Source organism: Bacillus sp. 7705b (assembly GCF_002289525.1).
Lineage (GTDB): Bacteria > Bacillota > Bacilli > Bacillales > Bacillaceae > Bacillus > Bacillus halotolerans.
In genome coordinates this window covers 164801-185435 of sequence record NZ_NSDH01000003.1, presented here as the reverse complement: position 1 = coordinate 185435, position 20635 = coordinate 164801, and the positions used below count along the sequence as shown (strand labels likewise).

General features: G+C 45.1%; 18 protein-coding genes, 4 pseudogenes and 3 riboswitches. Of the genes and pseudogenes, 12 read left to right on the top strand and 10 right to left on the bottom strand.

What is annotated here, in order from left to right; translation table 11 throughout:
- Positions 1-368 precede the first annotated feature (368 nt).
- The 3 genes from cimH to CJU60_RS01270 all read left to right on the top strand — a co-directional run bounded on the left by cimH (position 369) and on the right by CJU60_RS01270 (position 3791).
- On the top strand, positions 369-1718 hold the full coding sequence (cimH, locus tag CJU60_RS01280; protein WP_010332414.1) for a citrate/malate transporter CimH: 1350 nt from the start codon (positions 369-371) through the stop codon (positions 1716-1718).
- 123 nt (positions 1719-1841) lie between these two features.
- Positions 1842-3530 (top strand): M56 family metallopeptidase, encoded by a 1689-nt coding sequence (locus CJU60_RS01275; protein ID WP_095712695.1) that lies wholly within the window; start codon positions 1842-1844, stop codon positions 3528-3530.
- Positions 3531-3587: 57 nt separating this feature from the next.
- A complete protein-coding gene (locus CJU60_RS01270) occupies positions 3588-3791 on the top strand; it encodes a hypothetical protein (RefSeq protein WP_044160384.1) in 204 nt (67 codons plus the stop codon).
- A 13-nt stretch (positions 3792-3804) separates the two neighbouring features.
- Here CJU60_RS01270 and CJU60_RS01265 read toward each other — a convergent pair whose 3' ends face one another.
- From CJU60_RS01265 to CJU60_RS01245, 5 genes are all read right to left on the bottom strand, one after another.
- Complete coding sequence (locus CJU60_RS01265; RefSeq protein WP_024123355.1) at positions 3805-4644, bottom strand: polysaccharide deacetylase family protein; 840 nt, start codon at positions 4642-4644, stop codon at positions 3805-3807.
- 99 nt (positions 4645-4743) lie between these two features.
- Positions 4744-5472 (bottom strand): ZIP family metal transporter, encoded by a 729-nt coding sequence (locus CJU60_RS01260; RefSeq protein ID WP_095712694.1) that lies wholly within the window; start codon positions 5470-5472, stop codon positions 4744-4746.
- 108 nt (positions 5473-5580) lie between these two features.
- Positions 5581-6678 (bottom strand): maltodextrin ABC transporter ATP-binding protein MsmX, encoded by a 1098-nt coding sequence (msmX, locus tag CJU60_RS01255; protein ID WP_010332420.1) that lies wholly within the window; start codon positions 6676-6678, stop codon positions 5581-5583.
- A 120-nt stretch (positions 6679-6798) separates the two neighbouring features.
- The gene (locus tag CJU60_RS01250; protein ID WP_095712693.1) at positions 6799-7692 is read right to left on the bottom strand and encodes a PucR family transcriptional regulator; all 894 of its coding nucleotides are present in this window, start codon (positions 7690-7692) and stop codon (positions 6799-6801) included.
- A 199-nt stretch (positions 7693-7891) separates the two neighbouring features.
- Positions 7892-8728 (bottom strand): YitT family protein, encoded by an 837-nt coding sequence (locus tag CJU60_RS01245; protein WP_003218811.1) that lies wholly within the window; start codon positions 8726-8728, stop codon positions 7892-7894.
- A 69-nt stretch (positions 8729-8797) separates the two neighbouring features.
- Positions 8798-8900, bottom strand: a riboswitch (guanidine-I (ykkC/yxkD leader).
- 277 nt (positions 8901-9177) lie between these two features.
- Between CJU60_RS01245 and CJU60_RS22115 the strand changes: the two genes are divergently transcribed.
- Positions 9178-10110: a zinc ribbon domain-containing protein gene (locus CJU60_RS22115; protein WP_095712692.1), complete on the top strand. Its 933-nt coding sequence runs from the start codon at positions 9178-9180 to the stop codon at positions 10108-10110.
- A 34-nt stretch (positions 10111-10144) separates the two neighbouring features.
- On the opposite strand, the gene galE is transcribed toward CJU60_RS22115, so the two are convergent.
- Positions 10145-11167, bottom strand: coding sequence for a UDP-glucose 4-epimerase GalE (gene galE, locus CJU60_RS01235; protein ID WP_095712691.1), 1023 nt, complete (start codon positions 11165-11167; stop codon positions 10145-10147).
- Between the two features lie 188 nt (positions 11168-11355).
- On the opposite strand from galE, the pseudogene CJU60_RS22110 reads away from it, so the two are divergent.
- The 8 genes and pseudogenes from CJU60_RS22110 to CJU60_RS01210 form a co-directional block, all read left to right on the top strand.
- A pseudogene (locus CJU60_RS22110) lies at positions 11356-11424 on the top strand (DUF1453 domain-containing protein); the annotation flags it as partial.
- A pseudogene (locus CJU60_RS01230) lies at positions 11424-11783 on the top strand (response regulator transcription factor); the annotation flags it as partial. The pseudogenes CJU60_RS22110 and CJU60_RS01230, both read left to right, overlap by 1 nt.
- Positions 11784-11832: 49 nt before the next feature.
- Positions 11833-13065 carry a peptidase T gene (gene pepT / locus CJU60_RS01225; RefSeq protein ID WP_024123364.1) on the top strand — a complete coding sequence of 411 codons (1233 nt, stop codon included), beginning with the start codon at positions 11833-11835 and terminating at the stop codon, positions 13063-13065.
- A 107-nt stretch (positions 13066-13172) separates the two neighbouring features.
- Positions 13173-13298: a hypothetical protein gene (locus tag CJU60_RS21680; protein ID WP_255237564.1), complete on the top strand. Its 126-nt coding sequence runs from the start codon at positions 13173-13175 to the stop codon at positions 13296-13298.
- A gap of 277 nt (positions 13299-13575) precedes the next feature.
- A pseudogene (locus CJU60_RS21675) lies at positions 13576-13854 on the top strand (hypothetical protein).
- Positions 13855-14005: 151 nt separating this feature from the next.
- Positions 14006-14161 (top strand): annotated as a pseudogene (locus CJU60_RS01220) (LURP-one-related/scramblase family protein); the annotation flags it as partial.
- A gap of 66 nt (positions 14162-14227) precedes the next feature.
- Positions 14228-14334, top strand: a riboswitch (SAM riboswitch).
- 84 nt (positions 14335-14418) lie between these two features.
- Complete coding sequence (locus tag CJU60_RS01215; RefSeq protein ID WP_095712773.1) at positions 14419-15552, top strand: 5-methyltetrahydropteroyltriglutamate--homocysteine S-methyltransferase; 1134 nt, start codon at positions 14419-14421, stop codon at positions 15550-15552.
- 68 nt (positions 15553-15620) lie between these two features.
- Positions 15621-15728, top strand: a riboswitch (SAM riboswitch).
- 78 nt (positions 15729-15806) lie between these two features.
- A complete protein-coding gene (locus CJU60_RS01210) occupies positions 15807-16946 on the top strand; it encodes a 5-methyltetrahydropteroyltriglutamate--homocysteine S-methyltransferase (protein ID WP_095712690.1) in 1140 nt (379 codons plus the stop codon).
- 47 nt (positions 16947-16993) lie between these two features.
- Here the strand turns inward: CJU60_RS01210 and CJU60_RS01205 are convergent, their stop codons facing one another.
- The 4 genes from CJU60_RS01205 to CJU60_RS01190 form a co-directional block, all read right to left on the bottom strand.
- The gene (locus CJU60_RS01205; protein WP_095712772.1) at positions 16994-18388 is read right to left on the bottom strand and encodes a sigma-54 interaction domain-containing protein; all 1395 of its coding nucleotides are present in this window, start codon (positions 18386-18388) and stop codon (positions 16994-16996) included.
- Positions 18389-18468: 80 nt separating this feature from the next.
- On the bottom strand, positions 18469-19242 hold the full coding sequence (locus CJU60_RS01200) for a 3-hydroxybutyrate dehydrogenase (RefSeq protein WP_095712689.1): 774 nt from the start codon (positions 19240-19242) through the stop codon (positions 18469-18471).
- Positions 19243-19259: 17 nt separating this feature from the next.
- Positions 19260-19916, bottom strand: coding sequence for a CoA transferase subunit B (locus tag CJU60_RS01195; protein ID WP_024123370.1), 657 nt, complete (start codon positions 19914-19916; stop codon positions 19260-19262).
- Positions 19913-20626, bottom strand: coding sequence for a CoA transferase subunit A (locus CJU60_RS01190; RefSeq protein ID WP_095712688.1), 714 nt, complete (start codon positions 20624-20626; stop codon positions 19913-19915). Before CJU60_RS01190 ends, CJU60_RS01195 begins: the two co-directional genes overlap by 4 nt.
- Positions 20627-20635: the final 9 nt, after the last annotated feature.

Here is a 20635-nt window from a genome sequence, read left to right as displayed (position 1 = left end):
GGTTCATATTAAGTACTTTACAACGATCTGCTTCAAAAATAAAGCCCGAAATACCTAAAAAGACCCACACGATGTGACGGATTATTGTCTATTTTGTTGCTGATTTATGACGGCTGCTAGGATAAATGACCCTTTATTATCGTACATCAATGCCTCGCTCCTTGCGAATAAAATGCTTGACCGGCATCAGCACTCGTTTCTCGGCACTCCGGCACATCCGGAATTTAGTCAGAACGTCTCTTTTCATCTGAATCATAAAGATGAAAAAGTTTGAATAGTAAATTTTTAATATATTAATAATTTCAATTTTTTAGTATACTTAACATAGTGAACAATTTCACTGCAACAAGAATAGGGGAGGTTTTTCAATGGGAGAGCTTCAAACTCAATTGCAAATGCAAACGGATACAATTCACGAAGGGGTTCGAAAAGAGAATTGGTTTGCGAAAGCTATGAATATAAAAGTAGGCATCATACCGCTTCCTGTATATGCCCTGCTGTTTATATTAATTACTATTTTTGTATTGCATCACGATGTGAAAAGCGACATCTTGACATCCATTGCCGTCATGGCGTTTTTCGGATTTACCTTTGCCCAAATCGGAAAATCGATACCGATTGTGCGCTCTATCGGCGGCCCGGCCATCCTTGCTACTTTTATTCCATCTGCTGTCGTCTACTATCACCTGCTGCCAAATGATATTGTCAAATCCACCACAGAATTTACAGAAAACTCAAACTTTCTTTATTTGTTTATTGCCGGAATTGTTGTCGGAAGCATCCTCGGCATGAAAAGAGAAACACTTGTAAAAGCATTTATGAAAATTTTTATACCGCTTATCGCCGGTTCTGTCGCGGCCGCCATTGTGGGACTGGCTGTCGGTACATTGCTCGGCCTCGGATTTCAGCACACCCTTCTGTACGTCGTGATTCCTATAATGGCTGGCGGCGTTGGAGAAGGCGCCATCCCTCTGTCCATCGGTTATTCCGATATCATGCCGATGTCTCAAGGGGAAGCGTTTGCACTTGTTCTTCCATCGATCATGCTCGGCAGCCTGTGTGCGATCATCTTAGCGGGCCTGCTCAACAGAATCGGCAAGAAAAAACCGGAATGGACCGGCAACGGTAAAGTTGACCGTTCAGAAGATTCACCTGCGCTGGAGGAATCGCAAAACGGCCAGCACATGTTCAACCTTTCTCTGTTTGCGTCCGGCGGAATCCTTGCCGTTTCCTTGTATTTGGTCGGTATGCTCGCCCACGATTTTTTCGGTTTTCCAGCCCCTGTTGCCATGCTGCTGTTAGCTGTTTTGATCAAGCTGTTCAGACTGGTCCCTGCCTCAATTGAAAACGGCGCGTTTGGCGTGTCCCGCTTCTTTTCAACGGCAGTCACCTATCCGCTGCTCTTTGCAATCGGCGTGTCTATGACGCCGTGGGACAAGCTTGTTGCCGCCTTTAATCTCAGCAATATCATTACGATTCTGTCTGTCGTAGTCACAATGATGACGGTCGGCTTTTTCACAGGAAAATGGCTGAACATGTATCCGATCGAAACAGCCATTATTAATGCGTGCCATTCAGGACAAGGAGGCACCGGTGACGTTGCGATATTAAGTGCCGCTGAAAGGCTTGAGCTGATGCCTTTTGCCCAGGTGTCTACTAGAATCGGCGGGGCCATCACAGTGTCCTTGACCTTATTGCTGTTACACCAGTTTTATTGATACGCTGCAAGCAAGTTCTTCGTATAACGAAAGAGCTTGCTTTTTTGCATTTCCGTGTTTTTACAAGTTCCTGCCGCATGCTATAGTAATAGTTGGAAAGATTACGATAGAAAGGACTCTAGCATGCCTATGGGAACCAGTCTTTTTCTCTTTATCATTCTCGGGCTGGGCATTCAGCTGATATCAGCCCTTGCAGCAAAGCTTCTTCCGGCATTAGAACTCTGGATTGATATTGTTCTTTGGATCGGTGCTGCTAGCTTTATCTTCTCTCAACAGCCTTTCTTAGATGGCATCGTCTCTCTGGCATTGATGTTCATCAGCTACTGGACCGCATTGGATCTGACTGTGCCCAGCCGTGTTGAAAAACCATCAGGCGATTGGCAGGAAATTGAGCTTGCAAGAGACCACACACGCCTCCTCTCAGACATTGCTCTGACTGTCATTGTGTTTGCGGGCGCTATTGTTTTCTTCATTTACGGGCCTGACACCAGTGTTCTAAAATATGTAATTCTGTTCGGTTTCATCTCGGGCGGCGCGGCACTGGTAAAACGCATATTAAATTTTCTAAGTGTAAAAGTCTTTTATTCATCGTCTTTAGAAACATGGCATATCAGTTCACGATATGAAAGCCGCACTTACCCGCTTTCAGACCTAAAAGACATCCGGCTTGAATCGACGGCAGATCTATTAAAGCTTCATCCGCTTTTGACCATGTATTCATCCCGGCTCGATATGACAACAAGCTTTCAGCAAGTCATAAGGCTCTCTCTTCCCGGAGAAACGCTGTTTCTGACCGTGAAAGATCCTGAAAAGTGGAAAGCGATTCTCGGGGAATTTCTAGATTCCGAAACCAAAGAGGAAACGGTTATTGCTGTCCTGCCGATTTATCATCGAAAAAATGTGAAACGGCTTTTAGGTAAATTTTATTTTGCCGTAAGCGTAAAAGGGATATCTGCTTACGCCATATTGGTGCTCGGTTTATATGCCTTACACGCCTCCCCTTGGGTTATGGCTGGTGCCGTGATGTTGTACTGGGTTTTGAATATGTATCTATCTGACCGGGTGCTGCGGACGGCAATGGATGCCAGGCCTTGTCTGAATTCAGACGTTCAGGCAGCGGCAGATAAGATTTTTAGAAAAGCAGGCATTTCGCATGTGGAGATATACGAAACGGATAGCGATGAATACAACGGCATGGCAGTCGGAATGAATGTAGGAAGATCAATGGTGATTCTGACAAGCGCTACATTAACCCTTCCGCCGCATGTCATTGAGGGTATTCTTGCTCATGAAGCTGTTCATATTAAAAAACGTGATGTGCTGTCCATGCAGCTGTTGCGCTTTTTATACCTTGGGGCAGTCATCGGGATCATTCTTTTACTTGAGCATTACATCGCTCATCCCGGCGCTTACAAAATCGCACTTTGGGCGCTGATCATGGGAATCATCATTCTATTTCAGCTTTATCAGTCATTTTGTTCCCAATGGATGGAGGTGCGCGCCGATCACATTGGCGCTTCATTGCTGGAGGGCGGATACAGGCAGATGGCCGAATCCTTAAAGATCCTGGCGGTTCGCCAGGATGAAGATCTGCAAAAACAAAACACCTACTGCTCTGATATAGATGAAGACGAAGTTAAGGTGAACTCTCTCATCCGGGATAACAGCTGGCTTTTCAGAATCATAGATTTTCAGTTTTCTCCTCATCCGCCTATGTATTGGCGTGTCAGCGCATTGCTTTCAAACAAAGGACACGGCATGGTCAAGCGCTGGCTGAGAGATCGGCTGAAAGAATCCATCTCCCTTAAATGAAACTTTTCAGGCTTCAAAACGTATGAAAAATAACTGTTTAAAGGGGGACGCCATATGATTGTGATTCTTATTGCTTTGATCTTCGGTATGATCGTCATTTATCAATCGGCTCGATCAACCGCTTCAGAAAACAAAGGACGCCAGCGGGCGGACAGCGGTTTTTTCGGATTTTCCGATGGCGATTCCCGCCATGATGGATGCGGCAGTGACGGAGGCTTCGGGGATTCCGGCTGTGACGGCGGAGGGGGCGGCGGCGATTAATCGCCGCCATTTTTTATTTCATCGACTCGATGTACGCGCCAAATGACGCCCCTGACATTCCCGGGGATACACGTACGCGATGGAGGGCGTACATCCCCTGATCTCTGGAGGCTGCTCCCGGTTCAGTCGTCACTCCCATTTGATAACCGGTTTTTTCAGCGGCCTTCAGGGTATCTTCGTTGTAGCGCCCAACCGGATAGCTGATGATGGCGGTTTGCTGATCGAACATCCTGTCAAACAGCTTTTTTGAATCTGCCATTTCGCTATGCTGCTGCTCTGGCGTTAAACCGTTCAGCTCAAGGTGGTCAATCGTATGGCTTTCAATCGATATGCCATGCTGTGACATTTCCTTCATTTGATCCTCTGTCAGATGATGTTTATGTCCAATCGATTTGCCGATCATAAAAATCGTCGCCTTCATGCCATACTTCTTTAATACCGGATACGCGTCTTTGTAATTATCGGTGTATCCGTCATCAAACGTGATTAGCACACATTTCTCACTCGGCTTCTTATCCTGAGTCAGCATGAGATACGCCTCTTTTGGGGTTAATGTCTGGTAGCCGTTATCGTGCAGCCATTTCATATGTGCCTCAAATTCTTTCTTTGGCACACGGAGACTGTTGCCTGAAGAGATGCTGTGGTACATCAAAATCGGCAGCTTTGCCGGTTTCTCTGTTTTGATCCATGCGGATGTATCATCTTCTTTTTTCTGCACATGTATTGTCTTTTCTTCCGGTTTCTTTTGTTCCGCTTTTGGCATCTGCTGCTCTGCGATTGCTTCTTTTTCAGCGCAAGCGGCAAGAGTCAAACAACTAGCCAAAAGAAAACTGCTTAAGATAAAACGTTTCATCGGTTTCCTGCTTTCTGTCTATTTCTTCCTCCTTTTCATCGGTTGATTTGCGGGATTTTCAAGTGAAAAAACCAGACATGTAGCCATGTCCGGTGCAGATTAGGAAAACTGATTCAAAATCAAAGACGTTAAAAGACCAAGAGCAGCAATTAACCCTGTCATCGGACCGCTGTCTTCATATGCCTCGGGCATCATCGTGGATGCAATCATTGCAATGATTCCTCCGCCCGCAAAAGCGGCGATTGCCGACATCATCTCCTCAGGAGCGCCATCGAGGAAGTAATATCCTGACCATGAGGCAAAAATAGAAATCATCAGTACCGCCGCCCAAAGCAGCAAGATTTTCGCCTTTGAATATCCGCTGTTCTTCATGCCGGCCGTGCTGGACAGCCCTTCAGGTATATTGCTGATAAAAATCGCAATCACCAAAAGGAAGCTGACAGATTGTTTTTCAAGAAGGCTGGCTCCAATCATAATAGATTCGGGGACAGCATCCATGATGGTGCCGATAAAAATCGCGATCCCCCCGCCGCCTGCAGCTGCTTGCCCCGATCTTTTTCTTTGTGACGCGCCTCTTTTCGAAACCCCGTAATCAAAAAGGGTAAACACGACAGCGCCTGCTATAAATCCGGCTCCTGTCGAGACAATTCCGCCATTCTTCACCGCGTCCTCAAGAAGTTCATAGGCGGCAGCGCCGATTAATACCCCTGTGCCAAAAGCCATGATATAACCGATGATACGCTTGCGAATCGGGAGAAACATAGACGCCAGCGCACCCAGCAAAACAGCAGAGCCGGAAATCCCGCCCCACATCGCCGCATTCCACATTTCTATCTCTCCTTTCTACAAACCACTACCCGCCGTGGTTTTTGCTGTAAACCTTGAGATGAGAGGGAATGCAAAAACCGGACATCGCTCCATGTCCGGTTCTCCAGCTTAACGGATTCTGATTTCAGTTTCACTGTCAAAGAAATGCCCTTTATTCATATCAAACGCAACTGTCAGCTCATCCCCTGACTGAATATCGAGACGGGCGTCGATCCTCGCAATGAAATCCTGGTTATCGATTTGCGAATAAATCATGATCTCAGACCCCAGCAGCTCCGCAACATTGATTTTCGCTTTAATTGAAGAGCTCTTATACGATTCCACGACAATCAATTCATCATGAATATCCTCAGGGCGGATGCCGAAAATGACTTCTTTGCCAATGTAGCCTTTTTCACGAAGCACCTTCATTTTCCCCTCCGGCACGCTCAACACCGAAGAACCGATTTTGATTGTGCCGTCAGACAGCTTCCCTTTGAAAAAGTTCATCGCTGGTGACCCGATAAAACCGCCAACGAATACATTTTCAGGGAATTCGTATACATCCTTCGGCGTCCCGATCTGCTGGATTTTGCCGTCCTTCATGACCACAATCCGAGTCGCCATCGTCAATGCTTCTGTCTGATCATGCGTGACATAAATCGTGGTGGTTTGCAGCCTCTGGTGGAGTTTAATAATTTCCGCTCTCATTTGCACCCGAAGCTTTGCATCCAGGTTCGACAAAGGCTCATCCATCAAGAATACCTTTGCATCCCGAACGATCGCTCTTCCCAGCGCAACCCGCTGTCTCTGCCCGCCTGAGAGCGCTTTAGGTTTGCGGTGCAAATATTCTTCCAATCCGAGAATTTTAGCGGCTTCCTCCACTCTTTTTTTGATTTCAGGCTTCGGCATTTTGCGAAGCTTCAGCCCGAATGCGATATTATCGTATACCGTCATATGCGGATAGAGCGCGTAGTTTTGGAACACCATCGCGATATCCCTGTCCTTTGGCGCCACATCATTTACCCGTTTTCCTTCAATATAAAAATCGCCTTTCGAAATTTCCTCAAGTCCTGCGACCATCCGCAGTGTCGTTGATTTTCCGCAGCCGGACGGGCCGACAAATACGATAAATTCCTTATCCGCAATGTGAAGATTAAAGTCGTCTACCGCCGCTTCCTTCTGATCATAATATTTATAAATGTGCTCCATCCGCAATTCAGCCATCTAACATCCCCCTTTGTTATTGTAAACGCTTTCTTAAATCAAGTGTATCAGCATTTATCCGACACTGAAAATGGGCAGCATTCATAAAATCACACGGCCGTTTTCGTGCATATTTCCAGTTTATTCTGAACCTTCGCTTTGCAGGCAGATAAAATACGCAAGCAGAGCGCCTGTATATGTTTTAATGTCTATTCCTGACCGCTCGATAAATTTATCAATCCGGTACTGCAGGCTGTTGCGGTGCAGATGCAGTTTTTTCGCTGTTAATGTCACGTTTGAGTTGTTTTCAATAAACAGCTTGATTGTTTTTCTCAGCTCAGGTTCATTTTCAAATAATAGCTCGGCTTCTTCACTAAGCAGTGATTTCAGCTGTTCCTTTTCTTCCTCCAATAATAAAAAAGGGAACATGATATCAAACGTCACACGCTGAACCTGCGGCAGCCGCTTTTCAGCAAATAGAAAATACGTTTGTTCACGGGCATAATGTTTCCGTAAGCGCTCATCCGTTTCATAAAACCTTCCGGCGTAAAAACGGACACTGAAGTAGAAATCACTTTCAAGAACCCTTGCGAGCGACTCCAGTTCGTCTTTCCCCGCTGCCGCTTCACTTTCCTGCTCGACAATCACGCCTCTGTCCTCATGCATCCAAACGATCACAAAAGACACCGGCCAAAAATGGCGCATCGCTTCCGCAAATGATGCCCGTTCAGTTTTGCCGATCAAATGAAAATGAATGAACCTTGTCCTCTTCTTGATATTCGGCGGGACTTCTCCTTTCGAGAATAGAAACGCAAACCACCTGTTTTCTTCCGGCGATTTGAGAGACATGTGATCCGCCTCTTCCGCTAACGTTAAAAATGACTGGAGCAGCAATTTCTCCTTTTGGCTGATCTCCGTTTTTGGGATCGAGATATATTTCTGACTGTTTTCATCAAAAAAACACAAGCAGTCTTCCTTTGGACAAAGCTTGTCAGACACAATCGAACCGGGATAAATAGCCAGCAGCGACTTCATATGGTCTCCTCTCCTATGTAAGGATATGTATTTTCAGTATAAGGCGAAATGCACATGTTCTCCAGCTTCTTTTCGTATTAGATGGCCCTCTTTCGTTTACAGCAACGGCAATCAAGAGGATATGCATGAACTGAGACGCGATACAGAAGCAATGGTTCTAAACAAATAGATCCCTCTGCATCTGCGCAGAGGGACCTCCTTATTTTGAAATATCCACAAACCCTTCACCAAACACATCACGCACATCATGAACGATTACAAACGCTTTTTTGTCACAGCTTCTGATGATTTTCTTCAGCATAGAAAGCTCCTGTTTGTTAATGACAATATACAAAATCTCTTTTGACTCGCCCGTATAATTTCCCTTTCCTGATAAAATGGTGACGCCCCGGTCCATCAGCGTATTAACCTGCTCGGCAATTTCACCTTTATTTTCCGATATGACAGTAATCGCTTTTTTCGTATTCAATCCTTCAATAATGAAGTCCATCACTTTTGTTCCGATATACAGCATCACAATCGTAAACATCATTTTTTCCGCACCAATAATAAAATAAGAGCTGAAGACAACAATTAAATCAAAAAAGAGCAGGGCGTAACTGATATTCCAATCTAAATATTTATTGGCAATTCTAGCCAGAATGGCGGAACCGGCTGTTGTGCCGCCGACCCGAATGATCATGCCGATCCCGACACCCGCAAACACCCCTGCGAAAATCGTGTTAATGATCAGCTCATCAGACGGTGTGCTCCACCCGTGTGTCAAATGCAGAAAAAGCGAGTTTGCTGCCACGGCGATAATCGTATAAACCGTGGTTTTCCCGTCGAGAAATTTATATCCGATCAATAGCAGAAAAGCGTTTAATATAAAGTTTGTCACCCCGGGAGACCATTGAAACACATAATACAAAATCAGCGTAATCCCCGTAACGCCGCCTTCCCCAAGATCATTGGGAATCGCGAATAAATTCACAGCAAGCGCGAAGAAAAAAGCGCCAATCACAAGCATCAGCACATCAAGCATTTTCTTTTTCATCACAGAACACTCCTTCTTCAGATAGTATCAACAAAAAAGCCCAGGAGTACGCTCTCGCAAAAGAGCAGAAACTCCTGGGCTTTTATCCCACCGTGTCATAACAGCCAGACTGTTATGTGTTTTCTCTCGGTCACAGGCCAATATGCATTGCGGAACCCTAGAAAACCAATGTTTTAGCATATCCTTTTCACTTTCCAATATTAGCATTATAAGGGACTGAGCAAATAGGTTCAAGGGGTATTTGCGGAGATTTAATTAAGTAAATTGAGAGGAATAAAAAAATATAATCAGCTGTTAATAAATGAAAGATTTAACCGATATGATACAAAGTACCTTTTTAAGAAAATATAAATTAAAACCTTATTTCTAATTTATCATTGACTACATGAAAATATATAGGCAAAATAGAACATATATTTTAAACATTTAATTACATAGGAGGAAATATAATGTCAGATAAGCTACTACACTGTAAAACTTGCGGTCAAGAGATTGCAAAAGGTGTTAAAAAATGTCCGAATTGCGGTAAAGACCAGCGTAACTTTTTTATGCGACATAAAATCATTACGTTTATTCTAGCGATAGTCGTCATTATTATTATTATTGCGAACATCGGAAACAGCGGAGACTCTCAAGCTTCTACTACAACAACCGGCACCGCCTCTGAAAAGTCGACAAAAACAGTACAAAAGGCTGATATGGAAAAGCTATATACCAATGCTGATCAATTTAAAAACTATAAAGTTGATCTGTATGTAAAAGTTTTTGGCGTTGAACAAGACGATGATGGTACATATCTTCAAGGCTATAATAACCCTGAAAAGTTAAGCAAAAATACAATTATTATAAGCGACGATTCTGATTTAGATATTAAAGATGACGACGTTATTCATGTAGTCGGTACGGTGAAAGACAAATATGATGGTGAAAACGCATTGGGCGGTTCCGTTTCAGCGCCGAGAATCATTGCCGATTCCATTGAAAAAAGCGACTATGCAACAGCTTTTGCCCCGGCTCAAAAAACAATTAACGTGGATAAAACACAGAACCAGCACGGATTTGCACTCACACTTCAAAAAGTTGAACTTGCTGAAAAAGAAACTCGCCTGTATGTAAAGATAGAAAACAAATCACAAGATGAAATCAGCTTTTATGACTTCAATGCCAAAATTACAGCTGATAATAAACAGATTGAGCCTAAATCTGACTTCTCAGAATATCCTGAAATTCAAAGTGAAATTTTACCGGGAGTTAAAACTGAAGGAGTTATTGTTTTCCCTAAAATCGAAAGCAAAACAGCAAATGTTATTTTAGAAGGTTCTTCCGAAAACTACGATATTACAATCAATCCATTTACATTTGAAGTAAGCTTGGATCAATAAAAAGAAGGGCTGGGGTTTTCCCCAGACCTTCTTTTTATGATTTTACACTCTTATACCCATTCACATTCGAAGACTGCCATCTCCAAGAATCGGCACACATTTCTTCAAGACCTCTTTTTGCTTCCCAGCCCAGTTCCCTCTTGGCTTTTGCAGGATCTGCGAAGCAGGTTGCAATATCTCCGGGACGGCGGTCCGCAAATTGATAAGGAACCTCTTTCCCTGATACTTTTTCAAAGGCTTTGACCATTTCAAGCACACTGTAGCCCGTGCCTGTTCCGAGGTTGTATGCATCAGCTCCGGTGGAGTTCAATACTTTTTCCAGCGCCTTGACGTGGCCTTCTGCGAGATCGACGACATGAATATAATCGCGTACGCCTGTCCCGTCTTTGGTCGGATAATCATTTCCGAATACGCTTAACTGCTCCAGCTTGCCGACGGCTACCTGCGCCACATATGGCATCAGGTTATTTGGAATGCCGTTCGGATCTTCACCGATTCGTCCGCTCGGATGCGCGCCGAATGGATTAAAGTAGCGCAGCAGGGCAATGCTCCACTGATTGTCAGCCGTATGCACATCACGCAAAATTTGTTCAAGCATTAGCTTCGTCTGTCCATAAGGGTTTGTTGCACCTAATGGAAAGTCCTCCGTAATCGGTGATGTTTCCGGTACGCCGTATACCGTCGCGGAAGAACTGAATACGATTTTCTTAACGCCGTATTTCTCCATGATTTCACATAAAATAAAGGTTCCCGTGAGATTGTTATGATAATATTTGAGCGGAATCGCAACAGACTCTCCGACTGCTTTTAACCCTGCAAAATGAATCACAGCCTCAATCTCGTTTTCTGCAAAAACCGAATCTACCGCTTCCCGATCCAATAGATCCGCTTCATAGAACGTTAACTCTTTTCCTGTAATCTCTTTGACACGATTCAGCGCCTCAGCTGAACTGTTGGACAAATTATCAAGAACGACAATCTCATAGCCGCTGTTCAATAACTCCACACATGTGTGGCTTCCGATGTATCCGGCGCCGCCTGTAACAAGTATTGCCATGATGTAAACCCTCCTAAAGAATGTATTGCTTATTATTATAAAGTTTTCAGAAGCTCTCTACATCCATTTTCAAGAAGTTTAATCGTTTATTAATGATTTCTTCATATTTCATCTTAAACCCTTGCGATTAATTCGGTAGATTTTTCAGCGAGAATATGCCCTTTTATTTTTTATAGAACTGCCCATATATTTTTATTGTATTTATTCTTATTATTATATCGATGTACCGGGAAAGAACTGTAAAGCCCGGGAAACTGCAGGCGCAGTCGGTTACCTGCTGAAGGACACGCTTCCTGAAGAACTGATAGACGCCATTCGGGCTGCCTTCAGAGGCAAAGCGATTTTCCGCACAGTCACAGCCGCTAAAATCATCACTGAGACATTCCGCGCAAAGCAACAGCCTCATGCTGAAGAGCTGGCAGAGCCATTTACCAAAAGAGAGCTTGAGGTTCTTCAGCAAATGGCCTATGGCTTGAGAAATGAGGATATTGCCGACAAGCTTTTTGTCAGTGAAAGCACCGTCAAAACCCACGTGCATCGAATTCTGCAAAAATGCAATGCCCAAGACCGGACTCAGGCAGTCGTTTTTGCCATTCGAAACGGCATTGTGAAATAGATATCTCTCATCCCGGCATGGTAGAATAAAACAAAGGAGATGATTGGAAATGAAACAAGACATCATTGAACGGTTTACTACATACGTAAAAGTCGACACGCAGTCCGATGAATCAGTCGACACCTGCCCTTCCACACCCGGCCAATTGACGTTAGGAAACATGCTTGTTGAGGAATTAAAGTCAATCGGCATGGAAGACGCAGCCATTGATGAAAACGGCTATGTCATGGCAACCCTTCCTTCCAATACTGACAAAGACGTGCCGACGATCGGCTTTCTCGCCCACGTCGACACCGCCACAGACTTTACCGGCAAAAATGTGAATCCGCAAATCGTTGAAAGCTACGATGGAAAAGACATCACGCTCAACGAAAAGCTGCAGGTCATCCTATCGCCTGATCAATTCCCTGAACTGTCGGGCTACAAAGGCCACACCCTGATCACCACAGACGGTACAACCCTTCTCGGCGCTGACAATAAGGCTGGCATCGCCGAAATCATGACAGCCATGGATTATCTCATCAAACATCCTGAAATCAAGCACGGCACCATCAGAGTTGCATTTACACCTGATGAAGAAATCGGCAGAGGCCCGCACAAATTTGATGTTGGGCGATTCAATGCCTCCTTTGCCTATACCGTTGACGGCGGCCCGCTCGGTGAGCTTGAATATGAAAGCTTCAATGCTGCCGCGGCGAAAATCACGATCAAAGGCAACAATGTACATCCCGGCACGGCAAAGGGCAAAATGGTCAACTCTGCGAAGATCGCAATGAAGCTGAACAGCATGCTGCCGGCAGATGAGGCACCTGAATATACAGAGGGCTACGAAGGCTTCTATCACCTGCTTTCCATTCAGGGAGATGTAGAAGAGACCAAACTCCACTACATTATCAGAGACTTTGACAAAAACATCTTCCAAAACAGAAAAGAAACCATGCAGCGCATCGTTGAAGAGCTCCAGAACGAATACGGACAAAATCGCATTCAGCTTGATATGAACGATCAATACTACAACATGAGAGAAAAAATTGAGCCTGTCATCGAAATTGTCAACATTGCCAAACAAGCGATGGAAAACCTCGGCATCGAACCGAAAATCTCTCCGATCCGCGGCGGCACGGACGGTTCGCAGCTTTCCTATATGGGACTCCCAACGCCGAACATCTTTACCGGCGGGGAAAACTTCCACGGCAAATTTGAATACATCTCAGCCGACAACATGGTCAAAGCCGTAAATGTCATCGTTGAGATTGCAAAGCTGTTTGAAGAACAGGCGTAAGCTGAGAAACCAGTCCAAAAAAGGACTGGTTTTTTTGCGTGAAAATGAAACATTTTAAAAGCTCTGTCCGTAAAACAACTATCAACGGATGAGGAGGAAATGCAAAGATGAAGAACACAATTGCCGCAAAAAGCCTGTTCAAAAAATGGATGATTTCCCGCCCGCTCAAAAAGCAAACAAAACGATCAAACCCATTTAAAAAAATAAGAAGAATGTTCAAACGCTTTTTCTGACCCTTCGCCGGACTCCCCTCAAATCAGCCAACCATTCCAATTTTCCGCCCAAATGCTCCGTAATTTGGGTTTTTTGTGTTCAATTCCTCAAAATAGGGTATACATCAAACAAAGAAGAACACATTATCCATATATAGTTAATTTGAATTACAGAAATTTAGGTTAAAAGTTATATAAAGGAATTCATTTTAATGTCGATAGTAACTATAGAACCAATCAAAAGGAAAAACACAGGCTTAATGCAAGACTATTTTCAGGTCATCGGAGAAAAGGATTTTTGAGGGATACGCATTTATTATTAGTTGATTTAGAATTTTTTGAATACTTTTAGACGTTTTATCCGTACAATAGAGAATACCAAAACTTTTTTTGGGAGGTATGTAAAATGATCCTATTTATTATCATCGCATTATGTGGCTATCTTCTCTTTTCATTCAGCAAAGACAATAGACGAAAACCGCAAAAGACAAGCCCTCTTCCTGCACCCGTTCCTCATCATAATAACCTAATCGACCTTGACGCCATCCGCCAAAAACGCCGGATGCATCTTTCCTAAGACATACCTTATAAAATGAAAAGGCTGCAGATATATGCAGCCTTTTCGTTATTCCTGGAACCTATCCAAACAAAAGGAGACTTCAGTAATGATCGAATGATTGATGAAACAACGAATCTTTTCGTTTAAAGATGCTTTTCACATTTACAGCCAGAATGTGCGGATGTCTATCAGCAAAAAGCGGCTCAGCTGGGGTGATACGTATCGCCTCCAGATTGGACATGAGGCAGATATGCTGATTTGCACAGCCATCGCGATTGTGCTGGATACGGTATTGTATGACGGTGAAGATAAGTCAATTTTCTAAAAAACTGTTGACAATTCATGCAAAAATACTAATATTAAGATAATTGAAAATCCAATAAGAAGATTTACCTTATCAAGAGAGGTGGAGGGACTGGCCCTATGATACCCGGCAACCGCTGTTTTACACAGAATGGTGCTAAATCCTTAAGAACATCGCGTTCTTGCAGATGAGGCAGAGATTTGATCGTTCAAGCTCTTCCTTACACAAAGGAAGAGCTTTTTTCATGCAGCAAACATTTTAGAAAAGAGGCGAATGATATGGCTCAACAAGTAAACCTTGCAGCACAGAAATCAGAAAAACAAAAGAAAGCCCCTTTCCGCGCCGATCATGTCGGCAGTTTATTACGATCCGCCCCAGTAAAAGAGGCGCGGCAAAAACAAGCGGCCGGCGAGATCACGGCAGAACAGCTTCGTGATATTGAAAATAAAGAAATCACCCGCATTGTCGAAAAGCAAAAGGAAATCGGCCTAAACGTTGTAACCGACGGAGAGTTCCGCCGTTCGTGGTGGCATTACGATTTCCTGGAAGGGCTCGACGGAGTGGAACCGTTCATCCCGGCTGAAGGAATTCAGTTCCATAACGCGAAAACAAAAGCCCGTAGCATTAAGGTGACGGGAAAACTGGATTTCACCAGCCATCCGGCGCTTGCCGATTATCAATTTTTACACAGCATTGCCGGAGATGCGACAGCAAAACTGACAATTCCAAGTCCGAATATGCTGTTTTTCGGTGAAAAAGCTGATCAAGGCGTATATCCCGATCAGGAGGAATATTTTCATGATCTGGCCCAGGCGTACAAAAAAGCGATTAACGCTTTCTATGATGCGGGCTGCCGCTATCTTCAGCTCGATGATACGTCATGGTCTCTCTTCTTTGAAGAAAAAGGCAGAGAGGTTGTCCGAGCCCTCGGCGGTGATCCGGAAACATTGCCTGCGTTGTTTGCCAAAACGATTAACGATGCAGTGGCGGACCGTCCTGACGACTTAACGGTCACGATGCACATTTGCCGCGGCAACTTCCGTTCAACTTGGGCGGCATCAGGAGGCTACGACGCTGTAGCGGAAACGATTTTGGACGGTTTAAACTTGGACGGCCTGTTCTTGGAATACGATGATGACCGCTCCGGAAATTTTGATCCCCTCCGTTTCGTGAAACGCAAGGATCTGCAAATTGTCTTAGGCTTGATTACATCCAAATACGGAGAACTTGAGGACCCAGAGGATGTCAAACGCCGAATCAGCGAAGCTGCGCGCTTTGTCAGCTTAGATCAGCTTTGCTTGAGCCCGCAGTGCGGTTTCGCTTCAACAGAAGAAGGAAACCTTTTGACTGAGGAGCAGCAGTGGGCGAAGCTCCGTCATGTGGTCGACATTGCCAATGATGTGTGGAAATAATCTATCATTGACAGAAAAGAGAAATGTGTGAATAATAGATACTATCAGAAAATTTCATAAAAAGGTTTTCCTTATCAAGAGAGGTGGAGGGACTGGCCCTGCGATACCCGGCAACCGCTGTTTAACAGAATGGTGCTAAATCCTTTAGAGCAGATTTTTGCTCTAGAAGATAAGGTTGAGATTGTTCACGCAAGCTCTTCCTTATCCAAAGGAAGAGCTTTTTTATATTCGAATGGAAAGAAGGAATGAACAACATGTCACAGCAAACAACACCCGCAGAACAAAAACAATCGCTTCAGAGAAAAAAAACGCCGTTTCGCGCGGATCAAGTCGGAAGCCTGCTGAGATCTGAGCCCGTCAAAAAAGCGCGGCTGCAAAAGGCGGCCGGCGAAATCACTGCCGAACAGCTTCGCCAGATTGAAAACGATGAAATCATACGCATTGTGAAAAAACAAAAAGAAACCGGCCTGAACGTCGTGACAGACGGGGAATTCCGCAGAGCGTGGTGGCATTTTGATTTCCTTGAAAATCTGGATGGCGTTGAGCCGTTTATACCTGAACAGGGTATCCAGTTCCATAATGTGCAGACAAAAGCACGCGGCATCAAAGTAACAGGCGATATTGATTTCTCAAATCACCCAATGCTCGAAGATTACTCATTTTTACATGGCATCGCTGGTGATGCAACGCCAAAAATGACAATTCCAAGTCCGAATATGCTCTTCTTCCGCGGCAGATTGGAAAAGGATGCATACAAAAACGATTATGCTCTTTTCCAGCATGATGTATCAAAAGCGTATAAAAAAGCGATTCAAGCGTTTTATGACAGAGGCTGCCGTTACCTCCAGCTTGATGATACAGCATGGGCTGTTTTCTTATCTGAAAAAGGCTTGAAACAAGTGGAAGCATTCGGAACAACGCCTGACGAGCTTCGCCAGCTGTTTGCGAAGTCGATCAATGACGCAATTGCCGACCGTCCGGATGATATGACCATTACCATGCATATTTGCCGCGGCAACTTCCAGTCCACTTGGACAGCTGAAGGCGGTTATGATGCGGCGGCGGAAACCATTTTTGACGGCTTGAATCTGGATGGGCTTTTCTTAGAGTATGATGATTCACGCTCAGGCGGATTCGAACCGCTTCGTTACGTGAAACGCTCTGATCTTCAGCTTGTCCTAGGCTTGGTGACATCTAAATTCGGTGAGCTTGAACATCCTAATGACGTGAAACGCCGTATCGAAGAGGCGTCCCGTTATGTCAGCCTAGATCAGTTGTGCCTGAGTCCGCAATGCGGATTCGCTTCGACTGAGGAAGGCAACAAGCTGACCGAGGAACAGCAATGGGCGAAGCTGCGCCATGTTGTTGAGATCGCTAACGATGTTTGGAAATAAGGAACAGAAAAACACACTTGATTCCCTGGCGGGGCAAGTGTGTTTTTTTATGCCTGCTCAATTTGATAGGCTTTGCATTTTTCATATAAGCTTGTTTTTCCTATGCCTAATAGCTTTGCTGCCTTTATTTTATTGCCGTCTGCTGCGGCAAGCGCCTCGATGATCGCGTTTTTTTCCGCCTCAGCGATTGTCTCTTTTAATGGCTGTATAGATTGATATTCCCGGATTTTGATTGTTCTTTGGATGGGTTGATCTTCAGAAGTGAGATTCAGGTGTTTCGGTTCGATTCGTTTGCCGTCGAGGACGTTGACAGCCCGTTCTAGGACATTTTCCAATTCTCGTATGTTTCCCGGCCAAGAATAGCTCTGAAGCACTGCAATTGCTTCTTTAGAAAGCTCCAAGCCATCAAAGCCAAATTTCCGTTCAAGTTTTTTTAATAGAAGCCCCGCGATCGGCACTACATCCTCTATGCGCTCTCTTAAGGACGGGATTTGAATGTTGATCACATTCAGTCGGTAATAGAGGTCTTGCCGGAAGTCTCCTTCCCGGACCATTTCTTCGAGATTTCGGTGTGTCGCCGCAATCACTCGTACATCTATTGGGACCGGGCTTCTTGCGCCGATCCGCTCTATCTCTTTCTCCTGCAGTACGCGAAGGATTTTGCTTTGCATATGTAACGGCATATCACCTACTTCATCAAGGAAAATGGTTCCTTGATGCGCAAGTTCGAATTTTCCTTTTTTCCCGCCTTTTTTTGCCCCCGTAAAAGCGCCGTCTTCGTATCCGAACATTTCTGATTCAAACAAATGCTCTGGGATCGAGGCGCAGTTGACGCGCAGAAAGGGAGCATACCGGCGGCGGCTGTTCTGATGGATGGCGTGTGCAAACAGCTCTTTTCCCGTGCCTGATTCTCCTAAAAGCAAAACGGCCGATTGGCTGTCAGATACCCGTTCAGCCAGCCGTTTCGCTTCCATAAAAAGAGGACTGTTTCCGATCAAGTCGCCAAAGTGGTATTTACTGAAAAGCTCTTTTTCGTATCTATTTTTGTAGTAATTGAGTTCATTGAGGAGGGGTTTAATTTTTCTTGAATAATCCATCCATTCCTGCGGATTGCGAAACATAACGGTTCCGACCGCTCCTACAAGCTGCTGGTTCACATAGAGCGGATACCGGTTGGCGATCATTTCGCTGCCGTTAATCGGATGAATAGCGGCAGCCTCTGTCCGCCCCGTCTTCGCCACGATGTGCATTCTCGAGTTTTCAATCACGTCCTGAACGGGTTTCCCTATCGCTTCTTCCTCTGTTTTTTTTAGAAAGTCACAGTACGCCGGATTGATATAGAGAATTTTCCCCTCATGATCAACCACAACAATACATTCCGCCGCAAGGTTGATGATTTCATCCAGCCATTCAAAGGGTAATCTTTTAATAGAATGTTTCATCTCCCTGTCGCTCCCGTCACATTTTGTAATCGCTTTCAACCTTATGATAAACGAGAGCCTCCTATGAATACAAGAATCTATTATTGAGCTGTGTAGCCTCCATCCAGCACGACCGCCTGCCCTGTGACGCCTTTCGCCTTTTCACTCGCCAAAAATACGGCATAATCAGCAATTTCTTTAACCGAGAGAAGACGTTTTTGCGGCACAAGCGGAAAAATCACCTCTTCCAGAACCGATTCATAGGGAACATTTCTTGTTTTAGAAAGATCGCTCAGCTGATTGCGGACAAGCTGTGTGTCCACATATCCCGGGCAGAGTGCATTCACCGTAATCCCGTGGGGCGCGCCTTCCAGCGCCCCCACCTTTGTCAGCCCAATGACGCCATGCTTTGCGCTGTTATAAGCGGCTTTTCCCGCAAACCCCACCAGTCCGTTCACAGACGCGATATTGATGATCCTGCCGAACTGCTGTTTTTTCATAAGGGGAAAGACATGTTTCATTGCGATGAATGGCGCGGTCAGCATGACGCGAATAAGCTGTTCAAACCGTTCTGTCGGAAACTCTTCAATCGGCGCGACATGCTGCATGCCTGCGTTATTCACCAAAGTATCCAAACGTCCGTATCGGGTCTTGATAGTATGGACGATATCAGAGATTTGCTCTTCCTTTGTTACGTCACATGGAATGCCCGTGGCGCTAAAGCCTTCCTCATTCAGCTTGGCGGCGGCCTCACCGCACGCTTTTTGATTTACATCTGAAATAATGACATCGGCGCCTTCCCGGGCGAATTCCTTTGCGATTTCAAATCCGATTCCGCCGGCTGCGCCTGTCACAAGAGCGACTTGTTTTTTCATGACATACACCTTCCTGCTCAAGATTTTTGCCGGATGACTGACTGGCTTACGGCGAAGTCAGCTTCAGTTTTCTCATATACCTCTTCCAGCGTGACACCGTCCTGGAGCTCAGTCAATGTCATATGTCCATTATCAAAATCAAAAACAGCTAAATCAGTAATCAGCCGATGAACGACTTTCTGTCCTGTCAGCGGGAGGGAGCATTGTTTTTTCACCTTCGATTCCCCATGTTTATTGACGTGCTCCATGATGACGACGATTCGCTTAGCCCCGTTGACCAAGTCCATAGCGCCGCCCATTCCCTTCACCATTTTCCCCGGAATCATCCAGTTCGCCAAATCCCCTTGCTCAGAAACCTCCATGCCCCCAAGGATGGCCAGGTCGATATGCCCGCCTCGTATCATCGCAAAGGATTCCGCGCTGTCAAAATAGGATGCGCCTGTTACGGCGGTGATCGTTTCTTTCCCCGCATTTATCAGATCCGGGTCTTCCGTTCCTTCCAGCGGATACGGGCCGATCCCGAGCAAACCGTTTTCTGATTGAAGCATCACATGCACGCCCTCGGGTATCTCATTTGCGACAAGTGTCGGCATCCCTATCCCAAGATTGACGTTCATACCGTCTTTTATTTCCTTTACAGCACGTTTGACCATTCGTTTTCTGGCTTCCTTCATTGTGCCGCCTCCTTTCCCTTCGCTTGCCGAACGGTTCGTTTTTCAATCCGCTTTTCATGTGTGCCGAGCACAACATGCTGTACGTAAATACCAGGCGTGTGGATGTGGTCGGGATCGAGTTCTCCCGCCTCAACAATTTCTTCTGCCTCGGCAATTGTGATCTTTCCCGCCATGGCGGCAACCGGATTGAAGTTTCTAGCCGTTTTCCGAAAAACTAAATTTCCCATGGTGTCCGCTTTCCACGCTTTTACAATGGCGACGTCCCCAGTAATTCCTTTTTCTAACACATATGTGCGTCCGTCAAAGGTTTTATGCTCTTTCCCGTCAGCGATGGTGGTTCCGGCGCCTGTGGCTGTATAAAATCCAGGTATGCCTGCTCCTCCTGCTCGGATTCTTTCAGCGAGCGTCCCTTGGGGAACCAATTCCACTTCCAATTCTCCGCTTAAAAATTGCTTTTCAAAAATTTTGTTTTCACCAACGTAGGAGGCGATCATTTTTTTGATTTGCTTGTTTGCCAACAGAAGGCCGAGCCCCCAATCATCAACTCCGCAATTATTGCTGACGACGGTTAAATCTTTTACCCCTTTATCCCTTATCGCCAGAATGAGCTGCTCGGGAATTCCGCACAGGCCGAATCCGCCCGCGATCAGTGTATCCCCCTCCCGAATAAGTTCTGCGGCTTCCTTACTTGATGACAGCACTTTTCCCATATCTGATTC